The organism is Maledivibacter halophilus, assembly GCF_900167445.1.
GTDB classification, from domain to species: domain Bacteria; phylum Bacillota; class Clostridia; order Peptostreptococcales; family Caminicellaceae; genus Maledivibacter; species Maledivibacter halophilus.
Genome location: NZ_FUZT01000004.1, coordinates 204,989 through 220,831 on the forward strand (window position 1 = coordinate 204,989; position 15,843 = coordinate 220,831).

14 protein-coding genes and 1 tRNA gene are annotated in these 15,843 nt (G+C 29.1%); 11 read left to right on the forward strand and 4 right to left on the reverse strand.

The window, feature by feature from the left end:
* The first annotated feature begins 100 nt into the window (after positions 1-100).
* The 4 genes from B5X81_RS09110 to B5X81_RS09125 all read left to right on the forward strand — a co-directional run bounded on the left by B5X81_RS09110 (position 101) and on the right by B5X81_RS09125 (position 4,244).
* A complete protein-coding gene (locus B5X81_RS09110) occupies positions 101-583 on the forward strand; it encodes a hypothetical protein (protein WP_079491130.1) in 483 nt (160 codons plus the stop codon).
* Between the two features lie 134 nt (positions 584-717).
* Positions 718-1,884, forward strand: a complete 1,167-nt coding sequence (locus B5X81_RS09115) for a sensor histidine kinase (RefSeq protein WP_079491131.1) — start codon at positions 718-720, stop codon at positions 1,882-1,884.
* Positions 1,877-2,536 (forward strand): response regulator, encoded by a 660-nt coding sequence (locus B5X81_RS09120; RefSeq protein ID WP_079491133.1) that lies wholly within the window; start codon positions 1,877-1,879, stop codon positions 2,534-2,536. Before B5X81_RS09115 ends, B5X81_RS09120 begins: the two co-directional genes overlap by 8 nt.
* A gap of 283 nt (positions 2,537-2,819) precedes the next feature.
* On the forward strand, positions 2,820-4,244 hold the full coding sequence (locus B5X81_RS09125) for an aminopeptidase (RefSeq protein ID WP_079491134.1): 1,425 nt from the start codon (positions 2,820-2,822) through the stop codon (positions 4,242-4,244).
* 78 nt (positions 4,245-4,322) lie between these two features.
* Here B5X81_RS09125 and B5X81_RS09130 read toward each other — a convergent pair whose 3' ends face one another.
* A complete protein-coding gene (locus B5X81_RS09130; RefSeq protein ID WP_330397363.1) occupies positions 4,323-5,279 on the reverse strand; it encodes a selenium metabolism-associated LysR family transcriptional regulator in 957 nt (318 codons plus the stop codon).
* A gap of 215 nt (positions 5,280-5,494) precedes the next feature.
* On the opposite strand from B5X81_RS09130, the gene B5X81_RS27360 reads away from it, so the two are divergent.
* Both B5X81_RS27360 and B5X81_RS09135 read left to right on the forward strand, forming a co-directional pair.
* On the forward strand, positions 5,495-5,659 hold the full coding sequence (locus tag B5X81_RS27360) for a hypothetical protein (protein ID WP_170917341.1): 165 nt from the start codon (positions 5,495-5,497) through the stop codon (positions 5,657-5,659).
* Between the two features lie 132 nt (positions 5,660-5,791).
* On the forward strand, positions 5,792-6,049 hold the full coding sequence (locus tag B5X81_RS09135; protein WP_079491137.1) for a hypothetical protein: 258 nt from the start codon (positions 5,792-5,794) through the stop codon (positions 6,047-6,049).
* 101 nt (positions 6,050-6,150) lie between these two features.
* On the opposite strand, the gene B5X81_RS09140 is transcribed toward B5X81_RS09135, so the two are convergent.
* Complete coding sequence (locus B5X81_RS09140; RefSeq protein ID WP_079491139.1) at positions 6,151-8,061, reverse strand: ABC-F family ATP-binding cassette domain-containing protein; 1,911 nt, start codon at positions 8,059-8,061, stop codon at positions 6,151-6,153.
* A gap of 222 nt (positions 8,062-8,283) precedes the next feature.
* Entirely contained in the window at positions 8,284-8,826 is a 543-nt protein-coding gene (locus B5X81_RS09145) for a helix-turn-helix domain-containing protein (RefSeq protein WP_079491140.1), read from the reverse strand.
* Between the two features lie 313 nt (positions 8,827-9,139).
* On the opposite strand from B5X81_RS09145, the gene B5X81_RS09150 reads away from it, so the two are divergent.
* The 3 genes from B5X81_RS09150 (at position 9,140) to B5X81_RS09160 (ending at position 13,492) form a co-directional block, all read left to right on the forward strand.
* Positions 9,140-10,240: a YkvI family membrane protein gene (locus tag B5X81_RS09150; RefSeq protein ID WP_079491142.1), complete on the forward strand. Its 1,101-nt coding sequence runs from the start codon at positions 9,140-9,142 to the stop codon at positions 10,238-10,240.
* 98 nt (positions 10,241-10,338) lie between these two features.
* Complete coding sequence (locus tag B5X81_RS09155; protein ID WP_079491143.1) at positions 10,339-12,084, forward strand: cobalamin B12-binding domain-containing protein; 1,746 nt, start codon at positions 10,339-10,341, stop codon at positions 12,082-12,084.
* Positions 12,085-12,103: 19 nt separating this feature from the next.
* Positions 12,104-13,492, forward strand: coding sequence for a glutamate mutase L (locus B5X81_RS09160; protein ID WP_079491145.1), 1,389 nt, complete (start codon positions 12,104-12,106; stop codon positions 13,490-13,492).
* Between the two features lie 147 nt (positions 13,493-13,639).
* Here B5X81_RS09160 and B5X81_RS09165 read toward each other — a convergent pair.
* Positions 13,640-13,726, reverse strand: a tRNA-Leu gene (locus tag B5X81_RS09165).
* A gap of 148 nt (positions 13,727-13,874) precedes the next feature.
* Between B5X81_RS09165 and B5X81_RS09170 the strand changes: the two genes are divergently transcribed.
* Together B5X81_RS09170 and B5X81_RS09175 are read left to right on the forward strand one after the other, a co-directional pair.
* A complete protein-coding gene (locus B5X81_RS09170; RefSeq protein ID WP_079491146.1) occupies positions 13,875-14,831 on the forward strand; it encodes a metal-dependent hydrolase in 957 nt (318 codons plus the stop codon).
* Between the two features lie 405 nt (positions 14,832-15,236).
* Positions 15,237-15,833, forward strand: coding sequence for an RNA polymerase sigma factor (locus B5X81_RS09175; protein WP_408606790.1), 597 nt, complete (start codon positions 15,237-15,239; stop codon positions 15,831-15,833).
* Positions 15,834-15,843 lie beyond the last annotated feature (10 nt).

The window sequence follows — 15,843 nt, forward strand, 5'->3', positions numbered from 1 at the left end:
GATAAAAAAATTCATGTTGACAACAGTATAACCCATGATTCGCACAATATATGGTGTATAATCATATCAGTAACACAATATATCGAGAGAGGTGCGAATGATGAAAAAGGTGCTGTTGTTTTTTTTAATTTTAATTACTTTGATAATTAATAAGAATATGATTTTTGCAGTAGAAGATGCTGGACAATCTATAGGAGAAGAAAAAAGAGTAGAGCTAAAAAAAGATGTAAACAGTTTATTAAACAAACGCTCTAATCTGTGGAATCAACTATTTTCTCCAAAGTCAAATCTAGTGGATATAAACAAAGAGCTTAAGGAAATTGTTGAGGAACCCTTATTAACTTATGATATGGAAGCATTTAGTGAAATTAAAAACAAACATACAAGTATGGAAAGAATATTAAAAGTTGATGTTCTAGATATAAGTAATATTAGAATAAATGAAAAAGAAATTATCATTGATATTAAAGTTGAGTGGCTTATGGAAGGATTTGAAGAGAATTATAAAGAAAAGCTGGATTATAGGATGAACTTAATCAAGAAGGATGAAAAATGGAAAATTTGTGATTATAAAGTTATATGAATATTATCTATGTGAATACCATATTCACATTTTCTTTTTGTAAAAATAGAAGCATAATACTATTTAATAAAGAGACAAAATTCGATATAATAATATAATAAGCATAATTTTAACATATTTTACGAGGTGTATTAATGTCCAAAAATGTAGATATAAAGAATCTTAATGAAATAGTGGAAAAAACCATTCATGCCATTGAATCCGGTAAAAAAGAAATATTCGATATTTCTGAAAAAGCTAGAAATGAATGTAAAGAAATTGAAGATGAACTTTTAGAATTGAAGAATAAAGTATTAAAGACAATTGAAGCGTGTGAAAAACTAGAAAGATTAGAAATAAATAGCAGGCAAAGATTATTAGTTGTTAGTAGAAATTTTAACAAATTTTCTGAAGCAGATATTAAAGAAGCATATGAAGTGGCAAATGACCTTCAGGTTAGACTTACTTTAAAAAGACATGAAGAAAAGGAATTGATTAAACAAAGAAATAATCTTGAAATGAGATATAAAAGATCTAAAGAGGTTGTATTAAAGGCTGAATCCTTGACTTCAAAGGTTGGGGTAGCCTTAGGTTATCTTAGCGGCAACCTCAAGGGAGTTTTTGAACAGCTAGAAGATATGCAACAAAGACAATTTCTTGGAATAAAGATTATCAAAGCTCAAGAGGAAGAAAGGCAAAGGGTTTCAAAGGAAATCCATGATGGACCAGCTCAGACTATGGCGAATATAGTTTTGAAGGCAGAACTATGCGATAAATTACTTGATATGGATAAAGAAAGAGCTAAAAATGAGTTGCGGCTTTTAAAAGAGATTGTTAGGAATAGTTTAAAGGATATTAGAAAAATTATTTATGATCTTATGCCTATGTCTTTAGATGATTTAGGTCTTATACCAACCATCCAACGATTAGTTATAAACTTTAAAAAGGAGACTAATGTAAAAGTTGATTTTGTTGTAAATGGTGAGAGTCATATAAAGGAATCCATTATTCAGCTTACAATATTTAGAATAATCCAAGAGGCTCTTAATAATATAAAAAAGCATGCAAAGGCTAATATTGTTTTGATTAAACTAGATATTGGGATGGATAAGATTTATATAAAGATAGTAGACGATGGAATAGGATTTGATGTTAATGAAAAGGTTAACTCATTAGATGATAAAAATGGTTTTGGTCTTTACAGCATAAAGGAAAGAGTAGATCTTTTAAGGGGGAAAATAGATATTGAAAGCAAAAAAGACAAAGGTACTAAAATAAATGTATCAATACCGCTGTGTGAAGAGGAGGAGCAATATGTGTAACAATAAAATAAGAATTTTAATAGTTGATGATCATTCTCTTATGAGGCAGGGACTAAAGCAAATATTAGAAATAGAGAGTGATATAGAAGTTGTTGGTTTAGCAGGTGATGGTGAAGAAGCATTGGAAAAGTGCCTTAAGCTTAAGCCTCATGTAATACTAATGGATATAAATATGCCTCATATGAATGGTATACAAGCATTAAGAAGAATAAAGGATATGGGTATTGATACAAAGGTCATCATGCTTACGATACATGAAGATAGAGAGTATTTATTTGAAACAGTTAATATAGGTGCAGAAGGATATGTCTTAAAGGATGCAGAATCAGATAGTCTAGTTAGAGCAATAAGAAATGTATACGGTGGAGAATCATACATACATCCAAGTTTGGCCACGGAATTTGTTAGAGAGTATAAAAATCGGGGTAAAACTACTGGTAAAGAACAGGGGAAGAATAAATTAACTAGACGAGAATATGAAGTTTTAACACTTATTGCTGAAGGTCTCAATAACAAAGAAATAGGTGAAAATTTATTTATAAGTGAAAAAACAGTTAAAAACCATGTGTCAAATATATTTAAAAAAATAGAAGTTAACGATAGAACACAAGCGGCTATCTATGCTTTTAAGCATAATATTAAAAAAATTTAGTCTAGAAACTAAATTTTTTTATCGTAAAAATAATTTAAAGAAATATAAGTATTAAATTTGGGGAAAATACATATTAGGACAGATTAAAAGATGAATTTGTAAAACAAAAAGAAAAATGGGAAAAAGAATCTATTTTTTAAAATCTATAAAGTAAGTTCTACTATAAAAAATCCATATAATTTATAAAAACCCATAAATTCTATTGACTTTTTTTTATATAAAAAATATTATTGAATTATGAAAAAATTATATATAAAAATAAATTTATATTGGAGGTAAACTTATGGAAACAAATTTTAAAGAAAACCATTCTAAAATAACCCACGAGTTTAAAAGTGCATGGGAAGAAATTAATGAAGAAGAAAAGAAACATGTATTCGAGCTTTCTGACGAATATAAAAACTTCTTAGATAATGGAAAAACCGAAAGGGAATGTGTTGAACAGATAATTAAAGCTGTAGAGTTAAAAGGATTTAAAAATTTGCAGGAGATTATCAAAAATAGTGAAGAAATAAAGCCAGGCATGAAAATTTATGCAAATAATAAAGGAAAATCAGCTATGGTATTAGTAGTAGGTAAGGATAAAATTGAGACTGGTATGAATGTAGTAGGAACACATATAGATTCACCAAGACTTGATTTAAAACCATTTCCTTTATATGAAGATGGAGGTTTGGCTTTATTAAAAACCCATTATTATGGTGGAATAAAAAAATATCAATGGGTATCTTTACCTCTTGCATTACATGGCGTTATATATAAAAAGAATGGTGAGAAGGTTAATATAATTATTGGTGAAGATGATAATGACCCTGTTTTTTTTATAACGGATTTACTTCCACATTTGGCAAAGGATCAAATTGAGAAAAACCTTAAAGAAGGGATAACTGGAGAAGGTTTAAATATAATTGTAGGAAATATACCTCTAGGGGACAAAGATATAAAAGAAAAAGTTAAATTTCATGTAATGAAGATATTAAATTACAAGTATGGTATTGAAGAAGACGATTTTATATCTGCAGAGATTGAAGCTGTACCAGCTGGGAAGACAAAAAATGTAGGATTTGATGAAAGTTTATTAGGTGGATATGGTCACGACGATAGAGTATGCTCATTTGCATCTCTAAAAGCAATTTTGGATATAGAAAATCCTAAAAAGACCTGTGTGGCATTTTTTGCTGATAAAGAGGAAGTTGGAAGCCAGGGTAATACTGGTATGGAATCAATGTTTTTTCAAAATATGATAGCTGAGCTCATTGGGTTACAAAACAAGGGTTATAATGAAATACTTTTAAGAAGATCATTTGCTTCAACTAAGGTTTTGTCTGGAGATGTTGCTGCTGGCTTTGATCCAAATTTTCCTGATGTTTCTGATAAGAGGAATTCAGCATATATAGGTAAAGGAGTTACAATAATTAAATATACTGGATCTAGAGGAAAATCAGGCTGCAATGATGCTAATGCCGAATTCATTTCTAAAGTTAGAAAAGTATTTAATAATAATAATGTATCTTGGCAATCTGGAGAATTAGGAAAAGTAGATCAAGGAGGAGGGGGAACTATTGCCTTTATATTAGCCAATTATGGAGCTGAGGTAATAGATTGTGGAACGCCAGTTCTTAGCATGCATGCTCCCTTTGAGATAATCAGTAAAGTTGATTTTTATATGACCTTTAAAGGGTACAAAGCTTTCTTCAAAGATGCTTAAATAGTGTTAAGATTTTCATAGCAATATATTGAAATTTTTAATCCAATCTTTCATGAACTAAACAAATCCCACTGCATATTAAATAGTGGGATTCGCTTGGTTCTTTTTAAATTTCAAAACAAATTTTTTAAAGGTTTCTGCTAAAGGTGAAAGAGCTCTACTTTTATGATAAACAAAGTAAAATTTTCTTTTAAATTCTAAACCATCTATATTTATATTCTTTATAAATTTATTTTCAATGTCATATGTAATAGCTTTATCTGAAATAAATGTAAAACCTAATCCCTGCTTTACACATTCTTTTATTGTTTCAGTATTTTCTATAGTAGCTATTACATTTAGATCATCGGTAGATAAATTATGCTTCTTAAGAGAATTTTCTACAACATTCCTAGTACCTGATCCTTTTTCTCGCATAATAATAGGAAATTTAGATAGTTCATTAATAGTTATAGAATCGATATTAGAAAACTTACCTTTATTCTGAGAGACAAAGATAATATTATCATTCATAATTTCAATATACACCAATTGACAACAATCTTTTTTTGCTCCAACAATGCCAAAATCAATTTCGCCTGATAATATTTTGTCAATCACCTGGCTTGTATCATATTTTTTAAGATCATATTTAACATCTGGATAAAGAGCACTAAATTTTTTTAAAAGTAGTGGAAGATAGTATTGTTCAGGTATAGTGCTTGAAGAAATTTCTAAAATCCCTTCTATTTTACCTTTAAATTGATTTAAAGAAAAAACTGCGTTATCACGTTTATTAAGAATATCAATAGCGTATTTATAGAGCAATGTACCAGCAGTAGTTAGAGTAATATTTTTATTAGTTCTATTTATTAAAATAGTATTCAATTCCTTTTCCAGGTTTAAAATATGATTACTCACTGTTGGCTGAGTGATGAAGAGATTTTCAGCAGCTTTTGAAAAACTTTTAAGTTTTACTACAGCCACAAAGGTTTCTAATTGTTTAAAATCCATAACTAACACCTCAGTATTATAATGATAAGATAATATTACCATTAAAACATATGTTTTTCAAATATTTATAATCACGATTATGTTTTTTAATTTTCCAATATTTGCATAATATCTAAGGTTTGTCTTTAAATATTTTAAAACCATATCTAGTAAAGATTTTTTGCAGAAGGTAATTATGTAATTTGCCTACTTATTAAAAAATCAAATGAATAAAAAAATATAGAAGGAAAAAAATAGTATTAAATGGAGGTGGAATTATGGGAGAAAAATATAATGCAAGAGATACAGATTTTATTTCTTTTAAAGTTAAAAATGGGAAAAATAAAATTAATGATACTAATGAAAAAACTAAAAAAAGAAACATTTGTGAAGAAATGGCTTTAGAATATTCTGAAGAACTTAGTCCAGATGATTTCGAATAAATCTATTTAAACAACATAAGACAAAATAATTATTTTAACAATATATACCAATTATATATTTGTTAAAAGTGCGAATAATATTGTTGTAAATTAAGGATAATATTAGAATTTAAAAGTGGAGGGAAAAATATTATGGGAAAGTCTAAAAAGAAAAAACCTAATTTGACAAATTCCAAGTCAGTTGGTAGAGGTGAAATGAACAATACTATTGAAAACATGAATGTAAATAATACTTATGGTGGAGGAAATATGACTAATACTACTGCAGGTGGAGGCTCAAATCTACAAAGCTCTAATGCAGTAGGAAATAGTGAGCTTCAAAATGCTAAGAAGAAAGTTAAAAAAAGCGGTAATCAAAATAAAAACCCTAATGGTAGAGGTCTAATGTAATGTAGATTTTATATATAATCCCTGAATATATTTTTTATTCAGGGATTATATATTTATAGGTAAAGGTTTCAATAGTTCCTATAATATTAAAATAACTTAAACTAGGCTTTGAAGTTTCTAATCTTTTTTTCTAGATTATTTAAATATTCCTGACGTTCCATTTTAAAAAGGAGTTTTTCTTCAATCTCATCTTTTTTTACTATAAACTCCTGAAGTTTTTCAAAATCCCTTGAGTATTCTTGTATTTTATCTTCAATATTTGAAAGTTCATTTTCTAATAATTCAATTTCAGAGTCGATCCTCTCATATTCAAATTTTTCTTTATATGAAAATTTTAGTTTCTTTTTCTTAGGTGTTTCAATATTAGGAGGATTTTTTCTTTTAGGTAATTTATCCTTGAATTCTTCTTTAATATTGTTTTTCCTTTTAGCTATAAAATCAGAATAATTACCTGTATATTCTGTTATATATCCACTACCTTCGAAAAAAAATATTCTATCACAGGTTCTATCCAAAAAATATCTATCATGGGAAACCGATATAACAGCCCCATCAAATTCATCGATATAGTCTTCTAAAATATTAAGGGTATCAATATCTAAATCATTTGTTGGTTCATCTAATATTAATACATTAGGGGCATTCATTAGTATCTTTAAAAGATATAATCGCCTTTTTTCTCCACCGGATAATCTGGAAATATAAGTCCACTGCATATCATTTGAAAATAGAAAACGTTCCATCATCTGAGAAGCGCTTATTTTATTACCATCTGATGTATTAATATATTCAGCACTTTTTCTAATATATTCAATGGCTCGTAAATTTTCATCTATATTTTCAGATGTTTGAGCAAAGTATCCTATTTTAACTGTTTTTCCTATATCAATAATACCTTCATCTGCAATAAGCTTGCCAGCAATTAAGTTTAAAAAAGTAGATTTTCCAGTTCCATTATCCCCTATTATTCCAATACGATGGTTTCTGAGGAATATATAACTAAAATCTTTAATCAGCTGATTCTTTCCAAAACTCTTAGATATGCCTTTCATTTGGATAATTTTTTTGCCAAGTCTTGAGTAACCAACGGAAATATCTATTTTTGAATCATCTATATTTACTTTAGAATTTTTTAATTCTTCAAATCTTTGAATTCTAGCTTTTTGTTTAGTACCTCTTGCCTTAACACCTGATTTAATCCATTTCAGTTCTTTTTTATATAAATTCTGTTTTTTTCTTTCAATGGCGGATTCAAAGTTTTTTCTTTCAATTTTCTTTTCTATAAATTGTGAATAGTTACCTGTATAGGTATAAATTTTACCATGATCAAGCTCCATAGTTTTATTTACAACTCTATCTAAAAAATATCTGTCATGGGTTACCATAAGCAAGGCACCTTTCCTGATTTTTAGATAATCTTCTAACCAATCAATAGATTTGTTATCCATGTGATTAGTAGGCTCATCTAAAATAAGTAAGTCACATGGAGACAATAACGCACTAGCTAAAGCAACTCTTTTTCTTTGTCCGCCCGATAATGTACCCATTTTTTTATTAAAATCAGTAACCCCAAGCTTAGTCAGGACTGTTTTAACTTGACTTTCCATATCCCAAGCATTTAAATTGTTAATTTCGTTGGTCAATTTTAATAATTGTTTTTGTAGAGTCCCATCTTTTGGATTTTCTTCAATAGTTTTAAGAGTTTCTTGATATTTTTTAATTAATTTTATAGTTGGTGAATTGCTTTTAAATATTTGCTGTAGAACAGTTGACTGTGAATCAAATTTAGGATTTTGATCAAGGTATTCAATGTTTATACCATTAGGAATATTGATATCACCTAAATCAGCAGTTTCATATCCTGAGATTATTTTGAGTAGTGTAGATTTGCCAGTTCCATTTATACCAATTAAACCTACTTTATCTCCATTATTTATGGTGAATGATATATTTTTAAATAGCTTTTTTTCCCCATAGCTTTTGGATATATTATTAGCAGTTAAAATGTTCATTGTAATCATCCTTTGTATCGATTTAAATTTCATCTCATGATGTATATTTTATCATAAAAGTTTCTAATATAATTAAACAAACTAAAGAGTTAATCTATATATTGTGAAAAAATTTAAAGATATTAATATTTTTATTATAAATTAATTCGTTGTACTAGCTCTTATATCAGGCGTTTTAATATTTAGTTTACTATCAAAACAAGTTAATTAAAATATGCAAATTTATTCTTTTACTGATTTACTATTTATTGCAGCCCAATAGCTAATACATTCTTCCTCTGAAATTTTCCTGATAACATGTTTTGTAAAGGCTTTAACGTATATACTATCTCCTTCCTTTAATACAAAGGTTTTATCATATACTTCTATCATCATACTTCCTTTAATTACTATTCCAAATTCGTCGGTTTCATGTCCCCAACAGCATTCCGTTCCTTTATGGTCTTTATATAGTATCTGACATTTACCAACGATTTTTTGATTTATATCTGTTAAGTATTGATATCCTAATCTATAGTCATTACTATATACTAGCTTCCTGTCTCCTTTTTTTATAAAGGGCTCAAAAGGGATGCTATCGTTTATTAAATCGATTATATTAATAGGCATGACTTCGCATATTTTTAGTAAATTGTCAAATGTAGGACTAGTAAGGTTTCTTTCTACATTGCTTAAGTATCCTACTGATAAAGCGGTTCTCTTTGATAATTCTTTAAGAGTTAGATTTAGCTTTTTTCGATGATGTTTTATTCTTTCCCCTATCATATAAATCAACTCCCTATATTAATATTATAAATATACAAAAGAAACATATCATATTTTATTTGAAATTTCAAACAAATTTTAAATTTCACTTTAGGAAATTGATACACATATTTAGAATTATATATTAATTTATGAAACTTAAAAGAACATGAAGATAATTTCATGATTATGAAAAAAATCGGTAAAATAGGGGTCGAAATTAAGAATTTGTGAAAAAATTAGATTGAGCTTATACAAAAACTATGTTAGATTTAAGCTAAGTCGACATATTTTTTTATAAGGGGTCCCGAACTAAATGAATGGAGGGAATTTTATGAGTGAAAAAATAAGCTATTCTAGAATAATCACTATGGCAGGTGCAATATTAGCATTTTCTATTGGTTCTGGTTTCGCAACTGGACAAGAAGTTATTCAGTACATTACATCCTATGCATATGAAGGAATACTAGTTGGTTTAATATTTTTAGCCATATTTGGATATTCGAACTATGCCTATGCAAAAGCAGGGAATGAAAAGAAATTTGAAAAGGGTAGTGAAGTTTATAGGTATTTTTGTGGAGAAAAGATAGGAACTATTTATGATTATTTCTCAGTGCTTTTTTGTTATATGTCCTTTATTGTAATGGTTGGTGGAGCAGCTGCAACCCTTCAACAGCAGTACGAAATTCCTTTAGTAATAGGAGCTTTAATTCTCACTATTTTGGCTTGTATTACTGTTGTATTTGGTCTAGAAACCCTTGTTAATATACTTGGGAAAATTGGACCAGTGGTCGTTATTATTTGTTTAATTGTTGGAGCTGTAAGCTTTGCTAAAGGAATATCAAATCTTTCTATGGGGGTTAATTTAATTAAAAATAAAGAGATCCAAATTATGAAGGCATCAAATAACTGGTTATTAGCAGGGGGATCCTATGGAGGATTTTGTATGCTGTGGTTCGGAGGTTTTATGGCAAAGCTAGGTGCTAAAAATAGTATGAAAGAATTAAGACGTTCTGTTGTATTAGCGGCTTTTTTAAATACTTTAGCCATATTGGTAGTAGGATTTGCACTGCTGGCAAACGTTTCTCAGGTGGCTAATGCACAAATACCAAATTTAATTCTTGTAGAAAATATTTTTCCACCCCTTGCTCCAGTATTTTCAATTATTGTTTTTATAGCAATATATACAACATCGGTACCATTGCTTTGGACAGCATCATCAAGATTTGCATTAGAAAGAAGTAAGAAATTTACTATTATAACAGTAGCTTTAGCTCTTTTAGGTTATTTCATAGCAATGAACATACCCTTTAATCGTCTAATAAATTTTGTATATGTTATTAATGGATATGCTGGTATAATACTGCTAATCTTCATTATTAGTAAAAATATCAAACTTAAAATTGAAAGTAAAAATTCTTTAGAAGTTAATTGAGGAAATTGCATAGCTTTAATTTGTCTGGGTTGTATATGCGAATATTATCCTTAATTTAATTATTTAGAATTAAATATAATTTATTAGGAGGAAATAAAATGGATATTAAAATAAATAAAAGATTTGAATATAAAGATTTACCTGACATGAAGAATATATTAAGTGATGTTGATAAGATTGCATCAAATATAACTATTGGAAAAACCCTTTTTTTTAAAGAGCATGGTGTAAAATCAGAAGCTGAATATAAACGTTTGGCTATTAAACAGGGAAAAATTTCGAAGCATTCCCATGTTGGGTGGAATTCTTGGGAAGAAACAGCTAAAAATATTAAATATATTTATAATGAGTTGAAAAATAGAGGTAGTTATATTACAAGATTTGGATTTATCTTAGACTGGATTATGGGAGTGCCTGAAGAACATAGACATAAGTTGCCAAAGGGTACAGGACTGATATTAGAGACACCTGAAGAATGGGAATTATTAGGACAGATTGTTCCAGTGCAGCCCCATTTAAGTGATCATATGATTGGTTCACCTAATGCACTACAAAATACTATTCAAGGACTAAAAGCAGGAGCTACATCTATAGGGAATGTTTCTCATTACTTTACATATGAATATCCTGGGGTAGAGCTGGAGCGAGAGAGAACTATTTCATCTTTGAAGGCTTTTAACCTTATGGGAAAATTTGAAGGAACTATTATACATTCAAATTTAGATGATGGTTTTGGAAATCAATTTGAGGATTTAGTAAATCTAACAGGTTGGGCTATGATGGAACGATATTTAGTAGAGGAATTATTAGGTGCAAGGATGACATTTAGCTATGGAAATCTATTTAGTGACCCTATAGGTAGGATTATATTTCATACTACTATGGAAAGTCTTAATACTAAGAAAACACCAGGGACTATGATTTTTGGGAATACAGTGGATTATGGACTTGATTATAATAGAAATTTTGGAGCCCTATCCTCTTTTTCATTAGCAGATGCTATTTTCCAAAGACATATGCCCACAGGTCATGCTGTCGCTTCAGTACCAGTGTCTGAAGCGTCGCGAATACCTACTCCTGATGAAATCGTTGATGGCCATCTTTGTGTGGATATGATGATTGAAAAATCTAAGTTCATGGAGCCCTATATGAATTGGGATAAAATAGAAAGTGAAAAAAATGTATACTGTGCTTGCGGCAAAGTGTTTTTTGAAAGAATGATGAATGGTCTTTATGATTTGGGTGTGGATATTGAACATGCTGGCGAAGTTTTTGCAGCTTTAAAGTTCATTGGGCCTAAACAATTGGAAAAGTATTTTGGCGTTGGACAAAAAGAGAAGGATAGACTAGGAAAGAGAATACCAGTAAGACCAACGGATATGATAAAAAATCTTCAGAAAAAAAAGGAAAAATCCCTAGCAAAAATTAAAAATATAGATGGAGCCCTCAATGGAAAAAAAGTAATTGTTGCAGCAACAGATATACATGATTATGGTAAGGAAATTGCAAAATCAATTCTTCAAAAAGCAGGAGCAGTTGTATTTGATTTGAGAACCTATGTTACCACAAATGAAATTGTTGAAACCCTTATGGAGACAGAAGCCAGAGCTATAGTTATAAGTACTTATAATGGAATAGCCTTAACATATGCAAAAGAACTATTAAAGAAACTTGAAGAGAGTAATTTAGAAGCTAAAATTGTAATGGGTGGATTACTTAATGAGAATCAGGATGGTGGTAGTTTAGCGATTGACGTAACAGATCAAATTAAGAAACTCAATATTAATTGTGATAATAATATGGAAACCTTAGTAGATACTGTTAGTAATATTTATTCCAATTAGATGTAGAGGAGAGTAGACGATGAAAAATGCAATACTACTTGACTTTGGTAGTACCCATACTAAAATGGTAATAGCTTCCTTAGATGAAGAGCGAATTCTTCACAGGACCTGTCATTCATCTACAGTGAAAACTGATGCAAGAGTTGGACTAGAGCTTTGCTTAAAAGAAGCAAAATATATTTTAGGTAATAATAATTACCATAGGGCAATAAAGCTATCTTCAAGCAGTGCAGCTGGTGGATTAAGAATGGCAGTAATTGGTATTAGCAAAAACTTAAGTGTTTCAGCAGGTAGAAATACAGCCTTTGGAGCCGGTGCGAAAATATTACATACTTTTAATGGTAAAATTTCTGATAAGGATATTGAGAGTTTAATAAAGGATAAAGTTGAAATACTTTTGTTTTGTGGTGGATATGAGAAGGGGAATCAGTCAATTCCATTATATAATGCAAATATTTTAGCAAAAAGTAAGCTTAATATTCCAATAATTTATGCAGGCAATAGTTATGTATCTAAAGAAATAAGATATATATTAATGACTGGCAGAAAGGAATGTTATATTGTAGATAATATAATTCCTAAGGTTGGCGTAATAAATACAAATTCTGCCGAAGAAATTGTTAGAGAGGTGTTTTTAAAGAGAATTATAAATATGAAGGGATTAGAAAAGGTTAAAAAACAATTAGATGGAATCCTGATGCCTACTCCATCGGCAGTACTTTCGGCTGGTGAGCTTTTGTCACAGGGATCAAATAATGAAAAAGGTATTGGAGATTTGATGATCGTTGATGTTGGTGGTGCTACAACAGATGTACATTCCTATGCCAACGAAGTACCTTATAAAGGGTCGAGAATTGCTGGATGTGTAGAAAATTATTCAAAAAGAACCGTTGAAAGTGATTTGGGGTTAAGGGAATCTGCAGCCTTGCTTGTAAAGGAGGTTGGAATAGAGGAAATATCTAATTCTTTAGGAATTTCTAAAGATGGATTGAAGGATTCTATCAATTTAAGAGTGGATCAAGTTGAATATATTCCTACTTGTAATGAAGAGTTAGAAATTGATAATGCTATGGCAAATTATGCTGTTAGTATTTCAGCTAGGAGACATGCAGGATACCTTGAACCAGTTCATTCAGCAAATTGCAAGTTTTTACAAAGAGGAAAAAATCTTTCAGGGGTAGGATTTATTATTGGAACTGGTGGACCAATAATAAATAGTTTAAATCCAAAAAAAATTTTACAAAAGGTTTTAAAAACTCAAGATAAGGATTCCAATATATTACTTCCTGAAAAAGCTAAAACATTACTAGATAAAGAGTATATATTATATTCTATGGGATTGCTAAGGGAGTATAATCAAGATGTAGCCTTTAGAATACTGAGAAAAAATCTAGTAGAGTTGTCTTAAATAACAAAAGCAACGATAATGTATAAAGCAGGAAGTAGCGGATATTTTTAATCAAAAATTTTTCAGTTATTAGAAGATTGATTAGAAAATCAGAAAAAAACACACAAAAAATAAAAATGACTAGGCTCTAGAGCCTAGTTTTTTCAATGGTGCCGAAGGAGGGACTCGAACCCTCACGAGTGTTACCTCAATGGATTTTGAGTCCATCGCGTCTGCCAATTCCACCACTTCGGCTAGTGACAAAATATATTCTATCATAAATAATTTGATAATGCAAGATTTTTTAAAAGAATTTTCAATAATGCTTGTCGAAGGATGTTGAAGAAGATGAGATAATATGATATACTATAAGATATGAAAATTTATATAGGGTGGTGAGTTAATGGATCCAGTCACACATGGGGTTATTGGACTGGCAATTTCTGCTTTTAGTGGGGATCCTGTTAGCCTAAGTAATCCCATCAGTATAGGATGTGCATTAGGTGCAATGTCCCCAGATATAGATGTAGTTGTAAGATTTGTAAAGAATGATTTTTATTATTTAAGACATCATAGGGGGGTTTCTCACTCCTTACCATCGTTATTGGCCCTATCAGGTATAATTACCTTGGGATTGGGGGTAATGTTTAAGAATGTTGATTTTCTTAGACTATTTTTATGGACGTTTTTAGGAGCCTTTTCCCATACTTTCTTTGACATATTAAATTCGTATGGAGCAAAATTGTTAGCTCCCTTTACAAGAAAAAAATTCAAAATGAATTTATTAATGCTGTATGATCCTGTAATAACAATACTTTGTTTATTTCTTATTTTCAAAAGGACTATTAGCAATATGTCCTTAACAACAGTTGGTATTACATTTGTTGTTTATATTGGTGCTAGATATGGAATGAGAAAGAGGGCTGAGAAGGTTATTGAGAAGCATTACACTGATGGATATAAGTTAATTAAAGTTAATGTTTTACCTTCTTTAATGGCTTTTCATAAATGGGATTTTATAGTAGACACAAATAGTCACAGCATAGTAGGGCAAGTAAACCTGATTAATAGCAAAGTTTTTGTACGGGAAAAGTTTAAGAAACCAAAAAGTGAAATAGTAGAATTATTTAATAAAACAAATGCAGGTAAATACTTCAAGGATTTTTCTCCTATAATTCATATTGATTATTTTGAAGAAATGGGAAATTTGGTTTTGAAATGTATAGATTTAAGATATTATCTCAAAAATAATTTTATGCATCATGCAACTGTTGTTTTTGATGAACAAATGAATGTAAAACAATCTTTTATTCAACCCTATGATATTAATAAATATATACCCATTATTGAAGAAATATAGTTTTTAGACACTTGTTAAAAATAACAGGTGTTTTTTTATTTATCAAAATCAAAAAAATAGAAAGGGTTTTTTAATATTATAGGGAACTTTTTAATAGATAGATTCGTCAAATATAGAATAGGGGTAATTAATTGCACAAATATAATGTGGATTATTTATATTACTTGGTAAGAAATATAACATTAAAAGAAGATATTTAAAGAAGATATATAGTAAAGTTAGAAATATATAATTTAAATTGTTGTGTTAGTTTTTATATGGAGTTTTTTAATATTTCCTTTTCGCTTATGGAATAAATGTATTTTTTTATATAGCTTTTTAAGAAAAAATGGATCAATAGAAATCATTTAAATGAAATATTTGATTTACTAGCACAATAAGTTAAGCTAAGATTTGAAGAAGGGAGTGAATAAGTTGTCTGATTATGAGAAAAAATTAATTGAAAAAAGTAAGAATGGAGATATAGAAAGTTTTGAGAAGCTCATAGAGAAATATCAAGTAGTTGCTTTTAATATTGCATATAGAATGCTAGGAAATAAAGAAGATGCCAGTGATGTAACTCAAGAATCATTAGTTAAAGTTTATAAATCATTGAAAAGCTTTAGAGGAGATTCAAATTTTTCTACATGGTTTTATAGAATTGTAAAAAATAACTGTATAGATGCAATTAGAAAAATGAAGAAAATCAAAACATATTCCCTAGATAAAGAATTTGAAACAGAAAATGGAAACTACAACTTTCAGATAGCTGATACTAAGTACTTACCTGATAGATTATATGAAATCAAAGAAAAGAAGGAGTTAGTTCAAAAAGCTCTTAATAAAATTCCTGAAAAATATCGGGGAGTTTTAATTCTTAGGGATATACAGGGGTTTACATATGAAGAAATAGGGAAAATAACTGAAAATCCTATAGGTACTGTAAAATCCAGAATAAGTAGAGGCAGATCAATATTAAAGGAAATATTAATAAAGGAATCGGAACTTTTCATTGAAAATTAAGTCTAAGTAT

Bases quoted from the DNA above. Each gene is read 5' to 3' on its own strand.
- B5X81_RS09110 (WP_079491130.1), top strand. From the start codon at position 101: ATGAAAAAGGTGCTGTTGTTTTTTTTAATTTTAATTACTTTGATAATT.
- B5X81_RS09115 (WP_079491131.1), top strand. From the start codon at position 718: ATGTCCAAAAATGTAGATATAAAGAATCTTAATGAAATAGTGGAAAAA.
- B5X81_RS09120 (WP_079491133.1), top strand. From the start codon at position 1,877: ATGTGTAACAATAAAATAAGAATTTTAATAGTTGATGATCATTCTCTT.
- B5X81_RS09125 (WP_079491134.1), top strand. From the start codon at position 2,820: ATGGAAACAAATTTTAAAGAAAACCATTCTAAAATAACCCACGAGTTT.
- B5X81_RS09130 (WP_330397363.1), bottom strand. From the start codon at position 5,279: ATGGTAATATTATCTTATCATTATAATACTGAGGTGTTAGTTATGGAT.
- B5X81_RS27360 (WP_170917341.1), top strand. From the start codon at position 5,495: ATGGGAGAAAAATATAATGCAAGAGATACAGATTTTATTTCTTTTAAA.
- B5X81_RS09135 (WP_079491137.1), top strand. From the start codon at position 5,792: ATGGGAAAGTCTAAAAAGAAAAAACCTAATTTGACAAATTCCAAGTCA.
- B5X81_RS09140 (WP_079491139.1), bottom strand. From the start codon at position 8,061: ATGAACATTTTAACTGCTAATAATATATCCAAAAGCTATGGGGAAAAA.
- B5X81_RS09145 (WP_079491140.1), bottom strand. From the start codon at position 8,826: ATGATAGGGGAAAGAATAAAACATCATCGAAAAAAGCTAAATCTAACT.
- B5X81_RS09150 (WP_079491142.1), top strand. From the start codon at position 9,140: ATGAGTGAAAAAATAAGCTATTCTAGAATAATCACTATGGCAGGTGCA.
- B5X81_RS09155 (WP_079491143.1), top strand. From the start codon at position 10,339: ATGGATATTAAAATAAATAAAAGATTTGAATATAAAGATTTACCTGAC.
- B5X81_RS09160 (WP_079491145.1), top strand. From the start codon at position 12,104: ATGAAAAATGCAATACTACTTGACTTTGGTAGTACCCATACTAAAATG.
- B5X81_RS09170 (WP_079491146.1), top strand. From the start codon at position 13,875: ATGGATCCAGTCACACATGGGGTTATTGGACTGGCAATTTCTGCTTTT.